The organism is Arthrobacter sp. UYP4, assembly GCF_057291175.1.
In genome coordinates, this window is sequence record NZ_JBXAVU010000002.1 from 177,897 (window position 1) to 198,517 (window position 20,621).

Sequence of the window (20,621 nt, forward strand, 5' to 3'; positions counted from 1 at the left end):
ATCATGAGGACCAGGGCGCACGTGCTACTAATAGGCGGCGGTCAGTAACTTAGGCTCGAATTTATGATGGATGAAGGTATTGAAGTCCCGCGGGACATCTTGGAGGCCTGGGCTGGCGTTGCCCACAGTGCTCGCTTGATGACCGACGTACTGCATCAGATTGGTGAGCCGATGCCAGGCTCGAATCTCGCTCAGGTCAACGCGGTTTACCCAGCGGAGCGCGGTTCGGATTGGTGCCGCGGGTATCTCACCTCTGCTCTTGAACATCTAGAGTTCTGGGGCGATCACGTCGCCCCGTTGAAGTTCCATCCGGAGCAGAAGGTGCGGCATACGTTCAGGCCGACGCAGACCCTCTCAAGGGCAGCCATTGAGTCGTCATCGCATGCCATCTGGGTGTTGGACGCGCGCACAGCTGAGGAGTGCACGCGACGTCACCTGTCGTTTGTCGTGCACGATTTCGAGGAGCAGAAAAAGGCTGCTGTTGGTCAGGAGCGCAAGACAGCACTAGCAAAGCGTCGTGCGGATCTCGTCAGCAAGATAGGACCGCTTTTCACCGAGGATGACGTGAAGCGAGCCCCGGGGTACATGGATCTTGTGAAACAGGCGGCGGCTGTCGTCGTGGTTAAGGGCGCGGGTACCTTTGACGCTGAAGCGGCGGAGAGGCTCTGGCGCGCGTCGGCCGGCTCGGCACACGGTAAGCGTTGGCCCTCGCACGAGCTGCAGATCGTTGTTCCCCGCGATGAGTTCCTTCCGGGTCAGTTCAACACCACCCAAATGCCTGATCCCGAAGCCATCACCTCCATCACGGAATTGGCCGCTTCGTTCACCTCGTACGCGGTGCTTCGTTTCGCTGATTACTCGGGGTACGAGCCTCAACTGTCGAACATCTTGGAACAAGCTGCTGCGCGGCTTTCATCGAAAATCACACGTCGTCCCGATCTCTGACGGCTTGGTGGCACTCAGCATCTCGTAGCCTACGCGCCGCCGTACTACTCGGACGGGGATCCGCTTTCGGGCTACCGCACGGGGCGCTTTGTGGTGGGCCTAGTGCCCCGTAACGGTTGTCTTCTGCTTTGATAGGGCTCGAGGACGGGCGACGGTCGCCTCCGGTGACAGAGACGACAAGCAGATTATTCTGCAGTAATTGCCAGGAAACGCCCTTGGCGCCTGAAGTCCCGAATGAATACCGCAGTAATGATCAGGACAGCGGGTACCAGCGCGACAGCAAACCAGCCCGCAGGCGTCCCGACGGAGGAGAACAAGAAGCAGAAACAGGGGGTACCCAGCAGAGTGGATGCTGTTTTCTTCCGCTGCTGGACCGCTACGGCCCGGGCGACTGTCAGATGCTCTGCTTCTATCGTGCCCTTGCCGTTGATTCCACGCATCAGGGCCTTGCCCTCCTCCTCCTCGAGTAGGGAAAGAAGATTGCTCGCGGATCCGAGGTGCGCACTGGGCGCGAGGCGTTCTCGCTCGTAAATGGTGCCTCCCACTAGCCCAGCGAATCCGACGAGGATCGCACCAAGGCTCAAGGTGCGCTGCCAATGAACCGGGCCACCACCGGCCAGGAGGTAACCCCCCGTGATAGTCAACGCCATGATGATGAAGACGCCGGCTGGGAAGTAGCGCGTGTAGTACGTATGCAGCGCCGCACTCAGTCCGTTGTCGGTGACCCCGCGGGAATGGTGCTAAGCCGTCGCCCACCGGTCATGGGATTTTGCCACTTTGTCCTCCGGTCCTGCCGTCGTTTTCCCCCTGTGCCAACCGAGTCCCTGCGCTACGGCCACACGGATGACCTCGTTATGGGGTAGGTGCTGGGAAACGCCGCATTCCTTCCACTGGCCATACGAAAGACGTAGTGAATCCTACGGCTGGCTCCATTTGTCGGTGTGTCCGTTCGCAAGACGATTCGTCAGCGGACGTTCTGCTTCTCTGTCAGTAGGTAAGCGATTCCGCAGACAGTCGTAGAGACTGAGAGTCAGTGCTTCGCCGTCCAAGTGAATCTGGTGAACCGATTAACAGCAAGACCAGGAGAATCGCGACGCACACGATCGCGACGAAGACCCATTGCACTCTTGTCATGCGTCATAGTCCCACGGCCAAACTACGTTGGATAACGCACGGAGAACGATCCCTCAGCGGGCGTTTTGGGTGGAGTGCGATACTTTCGCCATGGGGGATGAGTCAGCAGGGTGGCAGGACGTCGTCGTCGCGGATTCACTCATTCGGGTGAGCATTTCCGAACCTGTCGCGGTCATCCGAAATTTAAAGCACCCCGACCGGGTCATTACCTGGGCCGATCTTCCTGTGGGCTTGATCAACCCCCACATGAGAGTTGCTGCGGCCTCCACCGGAGTATGGGTTCTTTACACGCCGGCGACGGCGGATGAAATGAGAGAAGACGAGGGAACCGCTTCGCAGGTGATCTCCACGGCTATCCATATCTCCCAGGCAGGCGACGTTACCTGGTTCATGGACCTGATGAATGTTCATCTGATCGGGACAACACGGCACGGCGCATGGCTCTGGTCGGGTCGTTCGGACGTCAACGTGGACGATCAGGCGCAATGGTTGAAAGCACGTGAGCTTCTGCTCCTCGACGCCGGCGGCCGAACACACCGCACGAGCATCGACCGCATCCCGTTACTAGCCTTTGAGGCCGGATCCTCGCCTTACCTGGTGGTGTATGCCTCCGCCCCGGAAGCGCTTCACGACAGGTATGGCGGTACCGGATACACCTACCGTTATCAGCAGATAGAGGTGCCCACCGGCGGACTTCCCGCTGTCCTTCGGGCGAACGAGCTTCCATCGACGCCGATCGAGGAGATAGACATCCCTGGATGGTCCGAAGGTGATGCTCCCCAGATCAATCCTGTGGTCGCCGGCGATCCTTACGTGTCGTGGGACAGGGTGAACCTCCCCGAGGAACAGAAGAAGGCAGCCGTCGAGGCCCTCTGTGCCGAGTTCGATCGCCTCGAGTCATACTGGCGAACACCCGGAGGGGAGATGGTTCCCCTCACCGACGGGGTTGCTGATGCCCGCGTCGACGTGGTCGGTGATTGGCCCCAAACACAGGTCGAGGTGAGTTTCATACACCCTCACTACCGGCAAGGCCGACTACGGCGCACATACCGAGTCTTCGACGACGCCGGGCGTATCAAATCATGGCAGTACGCTTCCATCCATCTCATGGAGGATCTCGACACAGGAGTTCTTCCGCCCCACAAGGTCGCCCTAAACACAATCCTGGACATCTGACACCACACTGCTCAACTAAAGATGATTCCAGGGGCACAACCCCATCCCTCCGAGGGGCGCACGTTGCAGTGAGGTGGATTGACGCATTGAAGGACTCGACTCAGCGCTTTCTTTTACCTCGAGGGTCGGCCGGTCCCCCAGAGTTGACGCGATTCCTTCGGGCTTTGAGGATGAACGGAATAGCCGTGAAGAGGGCGAAGATCGGCCCTGCGATGAGACCGTACCTCCGGGCATCCTCCCAGCCTCCCCCCAGGTAGCCGACCGTTCCCCAAATGACCACGTACAGAACAAGCATCGCCAACGCTTTGAGGACCATGGATTGTTTCATACATCTTCCTTCAATCAGCAAGATGACTAAGCCTGAACCAGGTTCACTCTAGTAGCACCCGTGGAGATGGGGCTGAGCGTGTCCTCACAAAAGGCTTGAGCCTTATCGTCTCCTAGTGCGGTGGAAGATCGTCAACCGGGTGCCGACGAGCTAGGCATGTGAGTGTGTGCTGATTCGGAACTGCACTGCTTTGTGATGATCCGGGTAACTGGTCGAGTCAGGAGTGGAACGGACCGAAGGTGATCTAGATTCGACGTATGGGTACAGCAGCCAAGGGCCGGACGCAGATCAACAAGCTCCTAGTCCTCTCTCAGGAACAAGCCCTTCCTTTGCGCATCCTTCGCGACGCAGGCGGCGCAAAAGCCGAGTTCGGTGTGGTGGTTGGCCTGTTCGAGGAATGGGTGGTTCTGGCGGAACTCCGCGAGGGGGTACTCCGGGACGGCTACGTGGCCTTCCGGGCCAGTTCAATCAAGCGCGCCTGGGTCTTTGACACCTTCATAGGCTTCGTCCGGGACAACAATCAGTGGCCCCCGCGCAGCCCCTTCCTGACCGCCGACCTCAGCGATCCTGAACAGCTCATACGGGCAGCCCTGGACGCCGCAGATGTCATCTCGCTGTACCGAGAAGACAAGCACCCCGAACAACTCCTCATTGGCATCCCGGTCAGGTGGAGCAAGAAGCATCTGTGGCTCTTCACAATCAACGAACACGGGCAGTGGGAGACGTTTCTGGACCGGTTCCGTTTGCGGGACATCACAAGGATCGGCTTTGACGGGGGGTACGAACGAGCCGTCTCGGCCACGGCTGGTCCAATGCCCGAGGCAGTTCCCGAGAAGGACAATCGGGGGAGGAAGGTAAAGCTACCGTCGACCCACCTGGGGCCAGTAACAAGCGATCAGCCCTCACCGTCCCGCTAGCCGATCGGCTTACGGGGCGGTCGATACGAAGCGTATCCTCCAATCTATGGACGCCCCGCGACCTCTCCCGGCCATTGGTGCTCCCGCCGTCAGGGCCCTAGCGGCGGCGGGGGTACGAAGCCTGGATGATGCGGAGGGCGTCGGCCTTGATCACCTCGAGGCGCTTCACGGAGTTGGACCGAAAGCCATTCGCCTCCTACGAGCCGCGCTCGAGCAATAGCGCATGGAAGCCGACCCTTGGCTCGCTTCGAGACGCGCGCCGAGGGATCGATCAGCGGGTGGGGAAGTCGCCTTCGTAGTCGTTCCACATGCCGGCCAGGATCTGCATCGCGAACAGCTGGTCGTCCACGGACGCGTCTTTGCCAGCGAAGTCCATGACGAAGCAGTTGACGCTGAATCCGTCGTCGAGGGTTGCCTCGTATTCCGTCGCCGAGGCGTGGGTCCGGAAGCGGTAGTAGTTGGCTTCAGCCGTGCTGTACGCCTCGACGCACTTGATGTCGCTGTTACACGCCGTATCGGTGATCTCCACGACGTCGGTAGTGACGTCTTTCTCGGTGTATTCGGCCTCCATCACGTCTTCGAGCGTGAGGGTGAGTTGGGGGTGCAAGAACCAATAGATCATGCCCGCCACACAAATCAGTGGCACTCCCACCAGGACAGCAATGATCCAGTTCTTCCCCATAGCGCCCCAGTATGCAGGAGCGGGTCCTAGGATCACCGGATGGATCCCTTTGACGTCACGGCCGAGCACGAAGTGTTCCGAGTCAGCGAGCGACGCCAGCCCGGTGGGGCTCTGTCCTACGACTTGCTGTGGGTCAACGGACCAGCCAGTGGGACATACGGCTTTACTGTCGGACGGTCCACGCTCGGGACGGGAGAAATCACCCCGGACGATGCAGCCCGCATGACACGAGAAGAGCTCGCGGCGGACGTACGAGGGTTCGTCGAGCACGTGTACGAATCAGGAGGCATCGGTGAGACCTGGCCGGACCATGTCCCGGCCCGCGACCGCCAGTGACCGCTAGCGGATCCCGTTGCGTGCAGGCTTTTAACGGGGTCATTGATAGAGGTTTGCGAGAAGCGTGATGACCTCCCGCAGGATCGCAGGCGGGTCAGTTCTGTCCCAACCAACATAGATGGGCACGGGTGGTGCGTCGCGGACGCGCCGGTATGTGAGGCCTTGGCGGCGGTATTGGTGTGCTGTTGATTCTGCGGTGACGCCGCGGGCTGCGCCGCTGCTGATGAGGGTGAGCCAGTCGTCGACGTCGTTGGTGGGGATAGTGCGATGTGGCCGGCCGTGCTCGGGCCAGAGGTCGAGTTGGGTGCTTCCGGTTCGATGATCGACCGCCAACGCTGACTCCGCTACCTGGGCGAGGGTGACGGTGCGTTTGGTGACCAGTGGGTCATCGACGGACATCGCGCAGTAGCGTTTTTCCGCACCGATCAGGGCCAGCTCGAGGTTCACTGCTTCGGGGACGCGGCGCAGGATCACCAGGTCACTGGTGCCCTCATTCAGTCCTGCGGTCGGGGTGTTCGTCCGGACCAGACGCAGCTCATGGTGCGGGAGGGCTGCAGCCCATCGACGTTGGAACTCAGGGGTGTGCTTGCCCAGGGCGGACCACGCGTACCCGATCCGGATCGTGCTCACACCGGTGAGTACTTCCTGGCGTAGATCAGCGACGACAGCCAGGGCCCGGCGGGCATGGCGCAGGACTCGTTCCCCGGCCGGAGTCAGTTCCACGCTGCGGGTGGTGCGGTGCAGGAGCCGGACACCCAGGACGGATTCCAGGGCTGCGATATTGCGTGAGACAGCGGTCTGGGAGATCCCGAGCTCGATCCCCGCATCGGTGAACGTCCCCGAATCGACGACACTCGCGAGGGATCGAAGGTGACGCAGTTCCATATCCACACCTCCAGCCTATCCATGCGTCCAGCGCATCAACACGAGCATTCATGCATTATGTGCAGGCAGTCAATGGTGGTCAGACTTCCACAATGACGACAACTGGACACACGGGCAGCGGCCGGGCAAGGGGTATCGGCGTTGCATTGGGAGGGGCGCTCTCGAACCAGCTCGGAGCCACCAGCGGGTCCCTGGCCTTCCCGGTCATCGAGCCGGTCGGCGTCGTCGCCGTCCGGCAGGTCATCGCCGCGCTGATCCTGCTCCCGATCGTTCGGCCGCGGGTGTGGGAGTTGACCCGGGCGCAGTGGTGGCCGGTGGTGCTCCTGGCACTGGTCTTCGGGACCATGAACCTCACCCTGTACCTGGCCATCGAACGCATCGGCCTCGGGTTGGCGGTGACCCTGGAGTTCTGCGGGCCCCTCGCGGTGGCCCTGCTGAGTTCCCGGACCCGGACCAACGCACTCTGCGCTGTCATCGCCGGTGCCGGCGTCATCGCGATCACGCGGCCCCAACCCACCACCGATTACCTGGGCCTCGGGCTCGGGCTCATCGCCGCGTGCAGTTGGGCCGCGTACATCCTGCTCAACAGGACCATCGGATACCGCATCCCAGGGGTCCAGGGCACCGCCACGGCCACAGGGATCTCCGCCGCGTTGTTCCTGCCCATCGGCGCCTGGATACTCGTCACCACCCGCCCGGAAGCGCTCACTGTGCTCTACGCCGTCGGCTCCGGTGTCCTGGCCTCCACGATCCCGTTCGTGGCAGACCTCATCGCACTACGCAGGGTCCCAGCGAACCTCTTCGGGATCCTCATGAGCATCAACCCCGTCCTGGCCGCCCTCATCGGCGCGACACTGCTCCATGAGCACCTCGGCACCCCCGAATGGGTAGGCATAGCCCTCATCGTCACCGCGAACACCACAGCCCTCCTCCTCCCCGGCAACCCACCACGGCCCGGATAGGAACCACGCGACCCTCGAAGATGTGACTGGTCACAGGCGTTGCTGACCATCCCCGTGACCGATCAGTGCACGTACTGCCAAGGCGCCGCACCAGCCACCTGTGGTCGACCTTCGGCGGGACGTCCGCCGGTCAGCGATCCTCCACCATCTCGGGCACCCCCCACCGACGGGGGTTGTGACCCTAGTCCTGTCCAGGGTGCAGCGTCGCATCTGCATCGGTTCCGACCCATCGGGTGAAGGTGGTCGTGAGGTTGGCCCGCGTGGGAGAGGCGCAGAACGGGCCGGCTTCAGCACGCGCGGATTCGTCAAGAGGGGCGACGCGGACGAGCCGGAAGGGCTCATCCCCAGCGCGGGCTCTGATAGTGACGGCGTTATCGGCCCTGCTGAGGCGCACGGTGATTTCCCGGCCGATCCACTCAGGGACAGGTGCTACGGACCAGTCAGAGACCCCATGTGTGACGACGGCCCCCACCTGGGGGATTCCGTCGGACACCTCGACACCGGCTTTGATCCACACGGATTCCGAAACGTGAAGATAGATCCCTGCCTGGTCGAACTGCTCGGTGTAATCCAACAAAAATGAGACCTCCATCGCCCCTTCTGCAGGTAGCGGTGCCAGCAAGGCATGCGCGCTGTCATGGACGAAGCCATACGAGGTGTGCCTCCACGCGTCACTTTTCTCCGCTGCGGTCACCTGCAGAGTCCGACCATCAGCGACCACACCTACGGGCGGGTTGCGCCATGTCCCCCGGCCCCAGTCATCGTGAGCTTCTCCGGTTGCTGGTGTCACGTCATATCCCCTCGCTCGATCGCTCGATTCGCAAGCTCTATTCAAGCAGTGTCACATCCGACACCATGGCGAGGGTCCGCTGACCGACCGGCATACGGGCAATCACGGCAGGCGCCGACAGCTTCGAGGTCTCTATCGTGTACACATGACCGAGGTGAAGTACGTGCGAGACGTGAAGCGACTCCTCGAGCCCATTTTCGAATCGCTGCTCAGCGCTGCAGAGCTGGAATCGTCGACGTTCCGGCTGGAGCGGGTCGCCGACGGTGGGAATGGCGGAGAGCTTCCTGGCGACACCATCATCACGACGAACGACACGTGGGTCAGGTGGCAGGTGCTTGGCGAAGAGGGCGGATCCGGCAGTCTCCGCCCTGAGGATGGCGAAGATGCGCTCATTCGTTTCGTGCAGAGTGAGCTTCAAGACTTCATTGCCGAGAGTCGTTTCGGGTGGGGACAGCTTCGTGTCCCCCGCGACCTGCCCTGGCCAGCTACGTCCTGACAGCACGCAGATCATTACTGGCAACGTGGCGGATGGCTCTGGCTAGACTCGAGGGCATGGCAAGGGGGACGAACCATCATCACCAGCAGCACGCAGAAGGAAGAACTCGCGCTGTGACACGTGACGCTGCGGTGCAGGGCAACCTGGGCGCTGTATTCGCCCTCATCGCAGTGATGTCCTTTCTGAACGCCACCTGGTATCTGCGTGTCTGAGGAGTCCGTCGCGCTCGCCATCCTGCTCCTCACCATGGTCCTCCTGCCGGCCGTCTGCCTGTTCGTCGTGCGCCAAGCCGCTGAGGGATCGATCGGTCGGAACGCAGCAGCGGGAATCCGCACCAGGTACACGCAGGCATCCGATGAAGCATGGGTCGCCGGTCATCAGGCCGCCCTCCCAGCACTGAAGAAAATGAGGCTCGTCGCTGTCATCGGAATAGTCTCCGCGGTGGGCGCACAACTCCTGGCCGGCGGACAGGCCGGACCTCTGACGGCCTTCGCGGCGCTCATCGCGCAGACCGTGGTCCTCTTCCGGGCGACCGCGGCCGCCAATCGTGCTGCACGCACGGCACCCAGGTGATCGGGTGTGGCAGCCCTCAGCGGGCGATCTGATTCGATGAATGCAGCCTGCCGGCCGGTCTCACCATGCATGCCCCGTCGCCTGCGGAGCTGCTGGGCAACCGGCCCACCGGCAGGACGCCGAGGGCCGGGGCGATCGGATCGGACCGCGATAGTAGGGTGCCGATCGAGTCGGCTTGGAAGGATGGCTGGTGAAGGGAGAGCCGTGATCGCTGCACTCAACAGACTCGTCGAGGTGCTCGAGGACCGTCTGACGGGCGACCCGGACGTCAATGCTCTGGCAACCGGACTCGGGACGACGGAATACCACCTCCGGCGGATGTTCTCGTCGCTGGCCGGCATGCCGCTGTCCGAGTACATCCGGCGCCGCAGGATGACACTCGCCGCGGCAGAGGTACTCGGCGACGAAGACCTGCTGAGCATCGCGGTGCGTCATGGCTACGGATCGGTTGAAGCATTCGGCCGAGCGTTCCGCTCCGTCCACGGCGTCGGGCCCAGCGCTGTCCGCCGAGACGGTGGTCCCCTTCGCACTCAGTCACAGCTCAGGTTCCGCCTGACCGTCGAAGGGAACATCACCATGGACACCCGCGTCACAGAGCGGCCGACGTTCAATCTCGTGGGCCACGCCGTGCGCGTGCCCCTCATCCATCAGGGCGCCAATCCCCACATCCAGGCGCACATCGCTTCCGTGCCTGCCGCAGAGCACGCCCGGCTCAAGGAGTTGAGCAACACCGAGCCGGCCGGGCTGCTCCAGGTGAGCCTCGACGTCGACCCTGACTACGTCGAGGGCAGCGAGCTGACCTACGTGCACGGCGTCGCCGTCACCGACACGACCCGGACCCCCGACGATCTGTGGACGGCCGATGTTCCTGCCGGCACATGGGCCGTATTCCGCACCGAGGGTGAATACCCGGCTACTTTGCAGGCAGTCTGGGCAGCCACAGCCACGGACTGGTTCCCTTCCAACCCGTGGCGCCTCCGTCCCGGACCATAGATCGTCGCGGTCCTCGATCACGCCGAGGATTTCAGCACGGCCACCTGCGAACTATGGCTGCCGGTAGAACACGCAGACTGAACCGACCGCCGGCCCTGATGCGCCGGGGCTGCGTGGCCGCACAGGGATCGGGGGTCCTGTGCGGACGGATTCGCCCGTTCATGAGGGCGGGCAGCGTTACTGCCTGGGTTCGATGCCGACCGGAAGACTCACGCCGGGAGGGATGACGTCTCGTCGCGGAGAGCGGGACAGTGCTCCGGGTCGGGGTGCAGGGAGATCTCGATGACGCGGTCGAGCTGGGCACGCGCCTTCTCCAGTTCGGCGATGCTCTCGGTGATCCGGTTGCGCTCACGCTGGAGCAGGGCCAGTGCCTCGTCGCTCGCCTCACCCCTGTCGACGCACGGAAGCAGGTCCACGATCGTGCGGCTGGCAAGTCCTGCAGAGAAGAGCTGCTGGATCAGCTGGACCCGCTCCACGGCTGCCTCCTCGTACACGCGCTGGCCCCGCGCCGTCCGATCCGCCGGCAGGAGTCCCTGCTCCTCGTAGTAGCGCAGAGCCCGGGTGCTGACCCCGGTCCGCTCGGCGATGTCTCCAATGCGCACAAGCGCTCCTTTCCTCCGACTTTCCTTCGACGTCCGGGCCGGACTTGCCCTTGACGTCAACGTGAAGTCCTACTGTAGCCGAGCAGGCAGGGCACGAGGCCCGGCCGCGAGAATGGAGAACGCCACACATGGACATCACCGACCAGATCGCCCTCGTCACCGGATCCAACCGAGGCATCGGGCGCCGTTTCGTCGACGAGCTCCTTGCACGGGGAGCCCGGAAGGTCTACGCCGCGACACGACGCACCGACACCCCCGAGGCCCGTGATCTCGCGGCCCTGGACCGCGTCGAGGTGCTCCGGCTCGACATCACCGATCACGCCGCGGTGGTGGCAGCGGCACGGACGGCGTCGGACGTCACGCTGCTGATCAACAATGCCGGCATCGCCACCTCGACGCCCCTCGTCACGGGCGACCTCGACGCGCTCCGCCGCGAGATGGACACGCATTTCTGGGGCACGCTGGACATGATCCGCGAGTTCGCTCCGACCCTTGCGGCGAACGGCGGAGGGGGAATCGTCAATGTGCTGTCGGCGCTGTCCTGGTTCTCCTATCCCGGGAACGGAGGCTATGCGTCCGCGAAGGCTGCCGAGTGGAACATGACCAACGGCGTGCGGCAGGACCTCGCGGCGCAGGGCACGCTCGTTCAGGGCGTCCACCTCGGTGCGGCGGACACCGACATCATGGCCGGTTACGACGGACCGATGATCGACCCGGCACTCGTACCCCGTGCGTCCTTCGACGGACTGGCCGTGGGCGCGATCGAGGTGGTCGTCGACGAGTGGAGCGCAATGGTCAAGGCGTCACTGGCCCACGACCCCGCCGCTCTCTACGCGCAGCTCCCAGGGCACTGACAGCAGGGCACTGACAGCAGGTACTGGGCGGCAGGCAGCAGCAGGCACGTCGGCCAGTACTGTCCTAGCGCAACCCCGGATGCGGTAGGACAGGTCACCACCCGCTGATGGCGGGCAGCTGTGTCGCGCGTCACCTCGGTCCGGCACCCATCTGCCCGGAAGGTGTCACCGAAGGACCAGTAAGACATCGGCGTGGAGTGCAGCGTCGGGAAGTCGGACACAGAGGGCGGCGATCAGTTCCCGTCCACCTATCAAGGAGAAGCATGGAACTCACCAAGCGCAGGAATCTCTCGATCCTTGGGATCGCAGCAGTCTCGATGTTCGGTCTCGCAGCATGTGGCGGCACCGATGCGACCGAGACCACCTCGGGCAGCATGGCCAGTGAGAGCAGCACGGCGGGCCCCGAGAGCGCGTCCGCTTCCCCCGAAGCCAGCATGGCCCCCTCCGCCTCGGCCGACGCCATGATGGACCCCGCCGCGAACCTCGTCGGCCCCGGCTGCGCCGGCTACGCCGAGACCGTCCCCGACGGCGCAGGATCCGTCGCCGGCATGGCCCTGGACCCCGTCGCCACCGCCGCCTCCAACAACCCCATCCTCACCCAGCTCACCGCCGCCGTCTCCGGCGGCATCAACCCCGACGTCGACCTCATCGACACCCTCAACGGCGGCGAATTCACCGTCTTCGCCCCCGTCGACGAAGCCTTCGGCGCCCTGCCCCCCGAGACCGTCGAAGGACTCAAGACCGACACCGAGGGCCTGAGCAGCATCCTCACCTACCACGTCGTCCCCGGCAAGATCCAGCCCGCCGACCTCGAAGGCACCACCCAGACCACCGTCCAGGGCGCCGACCTCGAAGTCACCGGATCCGGCCAGGACCTCAAGGTCAACGACGCCAACGTCGTCTGCGGCGGCGTCCAGACCGCCAACGCCGTCGTCTACCTCATCGACACCGTCCTCACACCCCCCGCCGGCTAAGGACCACGCAGGTCACGTTCTGCAGAGGGGCTCCCGCGCACTGGTGCGGGAGCCCTTCTGCGTTCCCCAGACGGTCCCGCCGCAGGCTCGACGACCTGGCAGCGGTGGCCCCGCCGGTGTGTCCATGAGCACCGTCCATGAGCACCGTCCGTGGACACGACGAGTCGCGTGCCGCCGCACCGTGAGGTCAGGACGTCTCCGTGACGCGTCGGTAGCCCGTGCCGTCCGGGTACCGCTCCACGTAGCCGTGGTCGACGAGCGCCCGCCGCAGCGTCGGGACGTCGCGTGTGACCGTGGCGAGCAGCCGGTTGACGTCAGGCTCGCCCAGCTCCTCGTCGGCGGGCAGGAGCCGCTCGGCGAGGTGCGCCAGCAGGTCGGCCCGGTCCTGGCCGGCGCGCGGGAGTCCGTCGATCCGCCCGTCCCGGAAGAACCGGTCCACGCCCTTCGGCGTTCCCGGCGCCGCGGCCGCGAGCACCTCCTTGAAGAGCTCACCGTCGACCGCGTGGTCGGCCGCGAGGAGTCCCGCGTCGACGAGGCGCCGGATCTCCTTCGGCGCAGCGTCGAGCGGCTCCCCGAGCACGGCCCGCGCATAGATCTCACGGGAACGCGCTCCGGCGAGGGTCGAGAGGATCTTCTGCCAGGACCGCGTCATGATGCCCCTTCCGTGGTCGGTGCCGAGGTCGGTGCTGCAGACCCCCGAACGGCCGCGAGGAAGCCGGGCGTCCCGGCCGCCGTGACGGCCGCGAGGCGCTCGGCCTCCGTGGGCCCGCCGTCGAGCACGGACCGCAGCGGCGGCCGGAGGACGACGACGCCCGCCTCCTCGGCGATCAGCGCGCCCGCCGCGATGTCGTGCTCGTGCAGCCCGCGCTCCACGAAGGCGTCGAGGGAGCCGTCCGCGACCATGCAGAGATCGAGAGCCGCAGAACCGAGCGTCCGCAGGTCGCCGAAGCCATGGAGGAACGCACCGAGGTCGTCCACCTGCCCCGCCCGCGTCGCGGCGTGGTACGAGAAGCCGGTGCCGAGGATCCTCCTCCGGTCGGTGCCGGGCCCAGTGAGGCGCCGCACCCTGCCCTGGTCGCTCAGCCACGCTCCGCCGCCGCGGGACGCCCAGTAGATCCGGCGCAGCGCCGGGGCGTGCACGACGCCCGCCAGCCAGGTGCCGTCCGCGTCGGCCGCCGCCACGGACGTGCCGTAGTAGACGATGTTCCGGATGAAGTTCGTGGTGCCGTCGAGCGGGTCGATCGACCAGCGGATACCTGCGGCGCCGGACCCGGCAGGAACGGTGGTGCCGAGTTCCTCGCCGGTGATGGCGTCGTGCGGCCGCGAGTCCAGGATGACGCGGCGCACCGCACGCTCCGCGGCGACGTCGAACGCGGTCACCCAGTCACTGTCCGAGCTCTTGCTGGTGGCATCGAGGGCAGCGGGGTCGCGCCGGGCCAGGACCTCGGCACCGGCCGCGGCCGCCTGCCGTGCCAGGTGCAGGAGCGCCTCCGGGGTCGGCGCACGGCCGTCCCCCGAAGGACCTGCCGGCCCGGTCGTCACGGGGCTTCCGGGGTGTCGGGGCCCGTTCCCGCTCCGGACCCGGGTTCCGTGGCCACCTCGGCGTCCTCGTCGTCGGGATCGGAGATCGGGGGTCCGTTCTCGAGGAGTGCGATGAAGCCCTCCTCGTCGAGCACGGGGATGCCGAGCGCCTCGGCCTTCTCGAGCTTGGTCCCGGCATTCTCGCCCGCCACCACGTAGCTGGTGTTCTTCGATACCGAACCGGCGGCCTTGCCACCACGGGTGATGATGGCCTCCTTCGCCTCGTCGCGGTTGTACTGCTCCAGGGATCCGGTCACCACGACGGTGAGGCCCTCGAGGGTGCGCGGCGTGCTCTCGTCGACGTCGTCCTGCATGCGCACGCCTGCTGCCGCCCAGCGGTCCACGATCTCGCGGTGCCAGTCCTCAGCGAACCACTCCTTCAGGGCGACGGCGATGGTGGGGCCCACGCCGTCGACGTGCGCGAGTTCCTCCTCGCTCGCGGCACGGATGCGGTCCATCGAGCCGAAGGCGGTGGCGAGGGCGCGTGACGCCGTCGGGCCGACGTGACGGATGGACAGCGCCACGAGCACGCGCCAGAGCGGCTGCTTCTTCGCCTTCTCCAGCTCCGTGAAGAGCTTCCGGGTCGTTACGCTCGGCTCCGAGGGCTTCTTCGCCGTTCCCTTCGAATAGAAGTAGGGCACGAGTTCCCTGCCGGTGACGACGCCCTTGACCTTCTTGTCCCGCTCGATCTTCACGTCCGCCAGCTTCTCCGGCGTGAGGTCGAAGATCTCCGCCTCGGTGGTGATCGGCGGCACCGCTGGTTCCGCGGGCTGGGTGAGTGCGATCGCCGCTTCCCACCCGAGCGCCTCGATGTCGAAGGCGCCGCGCCCGGCGAGGTGGAACACGCGCTCACGCAACTGGGAGGGACAGGACCGGGCGTTGGGGCAGCGGATGTCGACGTCGCCCTCCTTCGCCGGCTGGAGCGGCGTGCCGCAGGAGGGGCACTCGGTGGGCATGACGAACGCGCGGACCTTCTCGGGATCGCGCAGGGCCATGACCGGGCCCACGATCTCCGGGATGACGTCGCCGGCCTTCCGCAGCACCACGATGTCCCCGATCATCACGCCCTTGGCCTTGACGACCTCCTGGTTGTGCAGCGTGGCCATACCGACGGTGGATCCGGCCACCTTGACGGGCTCCATGAGGCCGAAGGGCGTGACACGGCCGGTCCGGCCCACGTTCACGAGGATGTCCAGCAGCCTCGTGTTCACCTCCTCCGGCGGGTACTTGTACGCCACGGACCAGCGCGGCACGCGGGAGGTGTGGCCGAGCGCGCGCTGCAGGGCGAAGCTGTCGACCTTCACCACGATGCCGTCGATCTCGTGCAGGAGGTCGTGGCGGTGCTCCCCGTAGTGACCGATGAAGTCGACGACCTCGTCCTGCGTGGCGAGGACCCTGTAGTACGGCGAGGTGGGGAGCCCCCAGGCCTTCAGGAGGTCGTACGTCTCCGACTGCGTCTCGGCCGCCAGGCCGGTGCGGGCACCGATGCCGTGGACGTACATGTCGAGGGGACGCTCCGCCGTCATGGCGGGATCCTTCTGCCGCAGGGAACCGGCGGCGGCGTTCCGGGGATTGGCGAACGGGGCCTTGCCGGCGGCGACCATCCGCTCGTTGAGCTGCGCGAACTCCCTGGTGGGGAAGAAGACCTCGCCGCGGATCTCCACCTCCTCCGGGTGGCCGGTACCGGCGAGGCGTTTCGGGACCGAGGCGATGGTGAGGACGTTGTGCGTGATGTCCTCCCCCGTGACGCCGTCGCCGCGGGTGGCGGCGCGGACCAGTTCGCCGTCGCGGTACAGGAGGTTCACGGCGAGGCCGTCGATCTTGAGCTCCGTCAGCCAGGCGACCGTCGCCCCCGGGCTGCGCTGCTCGACGCCGGCGGCCGCGCGGTCCAGCCAGGCCTTCAGCTCGTCGAGGGAGAAGACGTCCTCGAGGCTGTACATGCGCGCGAGGTGGTCCACGGGGGCGAAGGCGGCGGACACCTCCCCACCCACCTCCTGGGTGGGCGAGTCGTTGGCGACGATCTCGGGGTGGAGCGCCTCCAGCTCCTCGAGCCGCCGGAAGAGGGTGTCGAACTCGGCGTCGGAGATGGTGGGGGCGGCGTCCTGGTAGTACGCGGTGCGGTGTGCGCGGACCTCCTCAGCGAGCTGCGCATACTCGGCCCTGAGCTCGTCCCCCGGCGGCTGACGGTCTCCGGATCCGGCGGTCTGGGCTGCGTCTTCGGTTCCTGTGGTCACCGTCCTTATCTTGCCCTACACCCCTGACACGGGCCACCGACGTCAGGCGCCCTCGATGAACCCGCCGATGAAGATGCCGAATCCGAGAGAGCAGGTGAAGAAGCACACGAAGAGCATGATCAGCAGGAACCGGGCGCCGAGGAGCCGGCCCCGCACGGCCTGCCGGCCCTTCCCGGCCCGGCTGAGCGCGGCGCCCGTCACCCATGGGTTCTCGCCTCCGGTTACGGCCCGCGAATGGACCAGCAGGTCGAGGGTCTTGACGGTCCACAGGATCCCGACGGCGAGCATCCCGGCTCCGGCCGTCGCGTCGCCCCCGGTGTTGGCCGTGACCATCACCGGGACGATCCCGGCGAGCGCGGCCAGCCAGTAGCGTCGGTAGGAGGATGCGTTGTCCCCGAAGCGGATGAGGTGGTAGTCCTGCCGCCGGCGGTCCTCGGACCGGCCTGTCACGGAGAGGCGCGCCAGGGCCCGCTCCACCGCCAGCAGTCCAGCGGCCAGGACGACGGCGGCCAGGACGAGGATCCCGTCGCCGACACCGGGACCGGGATCCGGGTGGAGGGCGGCGAGGACGGTGCCGACGAGGACCAGGACGGCGGCCGCCGCGCCGGCCGCGACGCTGTTCCTGCCGCGCCCCGGATCCGCCAGCTGCTCCCGCAGGTACCCGCCGGGGAGGACCGCGTCCAGCTTCCTGTAGCTCCGGACGACCAGCGCGGCATGGACTCCGGCGGCCGTCAGGGTGACGGCGACCAGCACGGGCACCGGCAGCAGGACGACCGCCAGGAGTGCGAACGCCAGGACGTGGTACCAGAGGAGGAAGAGGCGGCCGCGCACCCAGCGCAGCGGGCTCGAGGCGAGATCCGCCTCCGCGGAGGTGTCCAGGGGGCTCATCCTCAGGATCCCGCCGACGAGCTCCTCGCGCGGCCCCACCACCCTCTCCCCGCCCCGGATCCGCCCGCTGAGCAGGAGGAGCTCGCGGTCCTGGGGGAACTGCGCGAGGCCGGCGGCCAGCAGAGCCCGGGCCTCGCCGTCGTCGTCGAGCAGCGACGCGGTCTGCGCCGCCTGCGTGAACGCTGCCGCATCCGCGTTCAGGGACAGCGCATGGCGGGCTGCCTGATGGGCGACCACCAGGTCCTGGTGGTCGCGCCGGCGCACGAGGAGCGCCCGGCTGAGCCAGTAGTGGGCGTCGGGCTCCTCGGCATGCTGTTCGACGACGTACCAGGCGAGTGCCACGGCCTCGTCGGTCCGGCGTTGACCGAGGAGCGCGAGCAGCAGGATGATCTGCGTCCCGGCGGCGTTCGGCTCGAGCTCCACGGCCCGGCGCCCGGCGTGTTCGGCGTCGACGAACCGCTGGTCCATCACGAGTGCCCGCCCGAGGAGCGCCCAGTAGAGGGGCTCGTCCCCGTGGTACGCCGCCTGCCCTTCCAGCAGGTCGACCGCGTCACGGGCACGCTGCTGGGCGGCGAGGATCTCGAAGCGGTTGGACAGGACGTCGAGGTCGACGACCTCGCTCACCGGCGCTTCTTGCCGTCGAGCAGGGCCGCGAGGTCGTCGTAGCGGCCGTTCGCGTTGGAGAACCGCACCACGTTGCGCGCCGATTCGAGCCATGCGACGGTGCTCGGCCTGATCTCCCGCAGCGCGTCACCGAGGTGGTCCATGGTGATCGGGCTGATCGCCCCCTGCGCGATCGACTGCATCATGGCCTTCTCCGCCGCCGTGACGGCCACGTGCTCGAGATCAGCTCCGGAGAAACCCTCCGTCACGGTGGCGAGGTGCTGCACGTCGATGCCCGCGATCGGACGGTTCTTCAGGTGATGGCGAAGTATGGACGCCCGCGCCTCGTGGTCGGGCGGACTCACGAGGATCGAGCGGTCCAGCCGGCCGGGGCGCAGGAGCGCCTCGTCGAGGTCCCACGGGTTGTTCGTCGCGGCCAGGACGTACAGGCCGTCGTTGTCTCCGCTCATGGAATCCAGCTGCAGCAGCAGCTCGTTCACCATCTGGCGCAGCCAGGCGGCTCCTCCGCCCGAGAGGGCGCCCCGCCGCATCCCGAGAGAGTCGATCTCGTCGATGAAGAGCACTGTGGGGGCCTGGGCCCGGGCTTCGTCGAAGACGCGCTTGAGGTTCTTCTGCGTCTCGCCCATGAAGGACCCGATCACATCGGTCATCGACACGGACAGGAAGGTCGCACCGAGTTCACCCGCGACGGCACGGGCCAGGAAGGTCTTGCCGCAGCCCGGCGGACCGTACAGCAGCAGGCCGCCGCGCAGGGACTTGCCGAACGCCCGGGCCACCTCGGCGTTGCGCATCGGCGCGAGGAAGGACTCCTCGAGGCGACGCTTCACGTCGTCGAGCCCACCGACGTCGGACAGTGTCACGGCCTCGCGCGGTACCTCGACCGGTGCGGTGCCGTCGTCCGCCGCCGGGCCGACGGGGACGGGGCTCGCCTCCACGAAGGGAGGCGGTACGGCGCTCCCCACCTCGTGTTCCGCCTGGTCCCAGTCGAAGGCGGCGGGTCCGGCCGGAGCGCCCGGCGCCGCTCCGCCGCCCGGCGCGTCATCGGGCGCGTCATCGGGCGCGTCATCGGGCGCGTCATCGGGCTCGGCTGCGCCGGGCGGCGAGCTCAGTGCTGATGCGGCGGTACCCAGGAGGAGCCGCGCCTGGTCGTTCGCCGGGTCCGCCTGCAGGGCGAGGCTCGCCTCGGCGATGGCAGCGGCCGGGTCGCCGCCGGCCAGCAGGGTCTGCGCGAGGTGGATCCGCAGGACGACGTCGCCCGGGTGGGCCTCGAGGGCCCTCCTGAGGCTGGCGATGACAGGATCAGTCATCGGTGCTCCCGTGCTGCCGGCTGCTGCGCGTCCGGGTGAAGGACTTCTGGTCGGTCAACTCTCCCCCTGTGCTTGTCGATGAGCCGGGCACCACCGCACCTGCCCGGCACACATTCCATCATGCCCCGGTCCGTCGCTCCTGCCCGGAATGCTCCGTCCCTCGGTCCAGCGACGGGTTGGCCAGGATGTGCCACAGCTGGAACGCGCCGATCGACGCCGAAGGACCGGCCGGGTCGATCACCATCCCGCCCAGCCGCCGCCCGAAGACGAGCTCCGCCACCCAGCCGGTCGAGGAAGCCCGCGCCGAGACCTCGGGGTCGAATGCAGCGACCTCCGCCGCGGAGGTGAACACGGCGAGGTGCACGCCGGTCGATCCGGTGCCCTCGCCCGGGACCATCACGAGTTCCCGCCGACCGTCCCGTTCCGACTCGGCCAGGAACAGCACGCTCTCGCCGAGCATGGCGGTGAACAGCTCCTGCTGCGACCCCTGTCGCACCACGACGTCGCGGAGCAGGGCATTGGGTGGGCCCTGCAGTGCGAACGCCAGGTCGTCGCGGACCAGCCCGCACGTTGGGCCGGCCGGATCCACGTACACCCGCTCGACCGCCGGATCCATCAGCGCAGTCTCCAGTGCGACCACGCCGGGCAGCGCCAGGGACTGCGGCGGACCTGCGGTCGGCCCGCCCTCGAGGAATCTGGAGAGCTCCGCCTGGCTGGTGAAGACGCCGAGCGCCCGGGCGCCGTCCGAGCCTGCGAAGCTCCGCACCGCGGGGGCGGACGGATCCGAACCCGTGACGTCCATCAGCAGCTCGCCCGACAGGCAGGCTCTCAGGACCTCGATCATCGTCCGCTGTCCCGGTCGCTCGGAGAACCGGGCGACCGCGTCGGCGACCGGCGTGTTGTCCACCGCCCCGCCGCGCGCGGACGGGCGCCACAACCGTCCGTCCCTGGCCGGCGCCAGGACGTCCGCGAGCGGTCCCGGCGTCGACCGGAAGGCGAGCCGGAGGATGCCGTCCTCCGCCGCGAGTTCCCCGCACGACCGGTCGAGGGCGAACAGGACCTCCGGCAGGAAGCCCCTGCCGTCCGCGCGCGGGACCTGACGGACCACCGCCACGACCGACTCGGCCCGGCCGGCGACGACCGTCCAGAGTCCCGCGCCGTCGACGAAGGAGAGGGGGAGGCCGCATCCTTCCAGGACCGTCGTCAGCGGCGTGTACTCCTCGACGTCGAACTCCCGGAGCTGCGGAACAACACCGTCGGGAAGCTCCAGGCCGTCACGGGTGACGCTCACCTGCACCGGAGCAGCTCCGATCCAGGGATGGAGCGGAGATCGGTCCGGG

18 protein-coding genes and 1 pseudogene are annotated in these 20,621 nt (G+C 66.7%); 9 read left to right on the forward strand and 10 right to left on the reverse strand.

The features are described from left to right. Positions 1 to 63: 63 nt before the first annotated feature. The 3 genes from AC0Z9V_RS09670 (at position 64) to AC0Z9V_RS09680 (ending at position 4,500) form a co-directional block, all read left to right on the forward strand. A complete protein-coding gene (locus tag AC0Z9V_RS09670; RefSeq protein ID WP_485141377.1) occupies positions 64 to 945 on the forward strand; it encodes a hypothetical protein in 882 nt (293 codons plus the stop codon). Between the two features lie 1,224 nt (positions 946 to 2,169). Further along, positions 2,170 to 3,255 carry a hypothetical protein gene (locus AC0Z9V_RS09675; RefSeq protein WP_485141378.1) on the forward strand — a complete coding sequence of 362 codons (1,086 nt, stop codon included), beginning with the start codon at positions 2,170 to 2,172 and terminating at the stop codon, positions 3,253 to 3,255. A gap of 585 nt (positions 3,256 to 3,840) precedes the next feature. Continuing rightward, entirely contained in the window at positions 3,841 to 4,500 is a 660-nt protein-coding gene (locus AC0Z9V_RS09680; protein WP_485141379.1) for a hypothetical protein, read from the forward strand. A gap of 271 nt (positions 4,501 to 4,771) precedes the next feature. On the opposite strand, the gene AC0Z9V_RS09685 is transcribed toward AC0Z9V_RS09680, so the two are convergent. Together AC0Z9V_RS09685 and AC0Z9V_RS09690 are read right to left on the reverse strand one after the other, a co-directional pair. After that, positions 4,772 to 5,182 carry a hypothetical protein gene (locus tag AC0Z9V_RS09685; protein WP_485141380.1) on the reverse strand — a complete coding sequence of 137 codons (411 nt, stop codon included), beginning with the start codon at positions 5,180 to 5,182 and terminating at the stop codon, positions 4,772 to 4,774. A 375-nt stretch (positions 5,183 to 5,557) separates the two neighbouring features. After that, entirely contained in the window at positions 5,558 to 6,403 is an 846-nt protein-coding gene (locus AC0Z9V_RS09690) for a LysR family transcriptional regulator (protein ID WP_485141381.1), read from the reverse strand. A gap of 92 nt (positions 6,404 to 6,495) precedes the next feature. On the opposite strand from AC0Z9V_RS09690, the gene AC0Z9V_RS09695 reads away from it, so the two are divergent. Further along, complete coding sequence (locus AC0Z9V_RS09695; protein WP_485141382.1) at positions 6,496 to 7,365, forward strand: EamA family transporter; 870 nt, start codon at positions 6,496 to 6,498, stop codon at positions 7,363 to 7,365. 181 nt (positions 7,366 to 7,546) lie between these two features. On the opposite strand, the gene AC0Z9V_RS09700 is transcribed toward AC0Z9V_RS09695, so the two are convergent. Then, entirely contained in the window at positions 7,547 to 8,155 is a 609-nt protein-coding gene (locus tag AC0Z9V_RS09700; RefSeq protein WP_485141383.1) for a DUF1349 domain-containing protein, read from the reverse strand. A 145-nt stretch (positions 8,156 to 8,300) separates the two neighbouring features. Here AC0Z9V_RS09700 and AC0Z9V_RS09705 point away from each other — a divergent pair, with 145 nt between their 5' ends. The 3 genes and pseudogenes from AC0Z9V_RS09705 (at position 8,301) to AC0Z9V_RS09715 (ending at position 10,298) form a co-directional block, all read left to right on the forward strand. Beyond that, complete coding sequence (locus AC0Z9V_RS09705; protein WP_459269192.1) at positions 8,301 to 8,651, forward strand: hypothetical protein; 351 nt, start codon at positions 8,301 to 8,303, stop codon at positions 8,649 to 8,651. 204 nt (positions 8,652 to 8,855) lie between these two features. After that, positions 8,856 to 9,224: an SdpI family protein gene (locus tag AC0Z9V_RS09710; protein WP_208740620.1), complete on the forward strand. Its 369-nt coding sequence runs from the start codon at positions 8,856 to 8,858 to the stop codon at positions 9,222 to 9,224. A gap of 204 nt (positions 9,225 to 9,428) precedes the next feature. Further along, positions 9,429 to 10,298: pseudogene (locus AC0Z9V_RS09715) on the forward strand (AraC family transcriptional regulator). Positions 10,299 to 10,426: 128 nt separating this feature from the next. Here the strand turns inward: AC0Z9V_RS09715 and AC0Z9V_RS09720 are convergent. Beyond that, positions 10,427 to 10,819 carry a MerR family transcriptional regulator gene (locus AC0Z9V_RS09720; protein WP_133082089.1) on the reverse strand — a complete coding sequence of 131 codons (393 nt, stop codon included), beginning with the start codon at positions 10,817 to 10,819 and terminating at the stop codon, positions 10,427 to 10,429. 128 nt (positions 10,820 to 10,947) lie between these two features. Here AC0Z9V_RS09720 and AC0Z9V_RS09725 point away from each other — a divergent pair, with 128 nt between their 5' ends. Together AC0Z9V_RS09725 and AC0Z9V_RS09730 are read left to right on the forward strand one after the other, a co-directional pair. Further along, on the forward strand, positions 10,948 to 11,673 hold the full coding sequence (locus tag AC0Z9V_RS09725) for an SDR family oxidoreductase (protein WP_485141384.1): 726 nt from the start codon (positions 10,948 to 10,950) through the stop codon (positions 11,671 to 11,673). A 263-nt stretch (positions 11,674 to 11,936) separates the two neighbouring features. Next, entirely contained in the window at positions 11,937 to 12,647 is a 711-nt protein-coding gene (locus AC0Z9V_RS09730; RefSeq protein ID WP_485141385.1) for a fasciclin domain-containing protein, read from the forward strand. A 187-nt stretch (positions 12,648 to 12,834) separates the two neighbouring features. Here the strand turns inward: AC0Z9V_RS09730 and AC0Z9V_RS09735 are convergent, their stop codons facing one another. The 6 genes from AC0Z9V_RS09735 to AC0Z9V_RS09760 all read right to left on the reverse strand — a co-directional run bounded on the left by AC0Z9V_RS09735 (position 12,835) and on the right by AC0Z9V_RS09760 (position 20,572). Continuing rightward, positions 12,835 to 13,299: a DUF2087 domain-containing protein gene (locus AC0Z9V_RS09735; RefSeq protein WP_133082086.1), complete on the reverse strand. Its 465-nt coding sequence runs from the start codon at positions 13,297 to 13,299 to the stop codon at positions 12,835 to 12,837. Next, positions 13,296 to 14,189: an inositol monophosphatase family protein gene (locus AC0Z9V_RS09740; RefSeq protein ID WP_485141386.1), complete on the reverse strand. Its 894-nt coding sequence runs from the start codon at positions 14,187 to 14,189 to the stop codon at positions 13,296 to 13,298. The genes AC0Z9V_RS09735 and AC0Z9V_RS09740 overlap by 4 nt, the downstream gene beginning before the upstream one ends. Continuing rightward, positions 14,186 to 16,462: an NAD-dependent DNA ligase LigA gene (gene ligA, locus AC0Z9V_RS09745; protein WP_485141387.1), complete on the reverse strand. Its 2,277-nt coding sequence runs from the start codon at positions 16,460 to 16,462 to the stop codon at positions 14,186 to 14,188. Before ligA ends, AC0Z9V_RS09740 begins: the two co-directional genes overlap by 4 nt. A gap of 42 nt (positions 16,463 to 16,504) precedes the next feature. Further along, positions 16,505 to 17,974, reverse strand: coding sequence for a hypothetical protein (locus AC0Z9V_RS09750; protein WP_485141388.1), 1,470 nt, complete (start codon positions 17,972 to 17,974; stop codon positions 16,505 to 16,507). Further along, positions 17,971 to 19,281 carry an AAA family ATPase gene (locus tag AC0Z9V_RS09755; protein WP_485141389.1) on the reverse strand — a complete coding sequence of 437 codons (1,311 nt, stop codon included), beginning with the start codon at positions 19,279 to 19,281 and terminating at the stop codon, positions 17,971 to 17,973. The genes AC0Z9V_RS09750 and AC0Z9V_RS09755 overlap by 4 nt, the downstream gene beginning before the upstream one ends. Before the next feature lie 118 nt (positions 19,282 to 19,399). Then, positions 19,400 to 20,572 (reverse strand): SseB family protein, encoded by a 1,173-nt coding sequence (locus AC0Z9V_RS09760; RefSeq protein ID WP_485141390.1) that lies wholly within the window; start codon positions 20,570 to 20,572, stop codon positions 19,400 to 19,402. Positions 20,573 to 20,621: the final 49 nt, after the last annotated feature.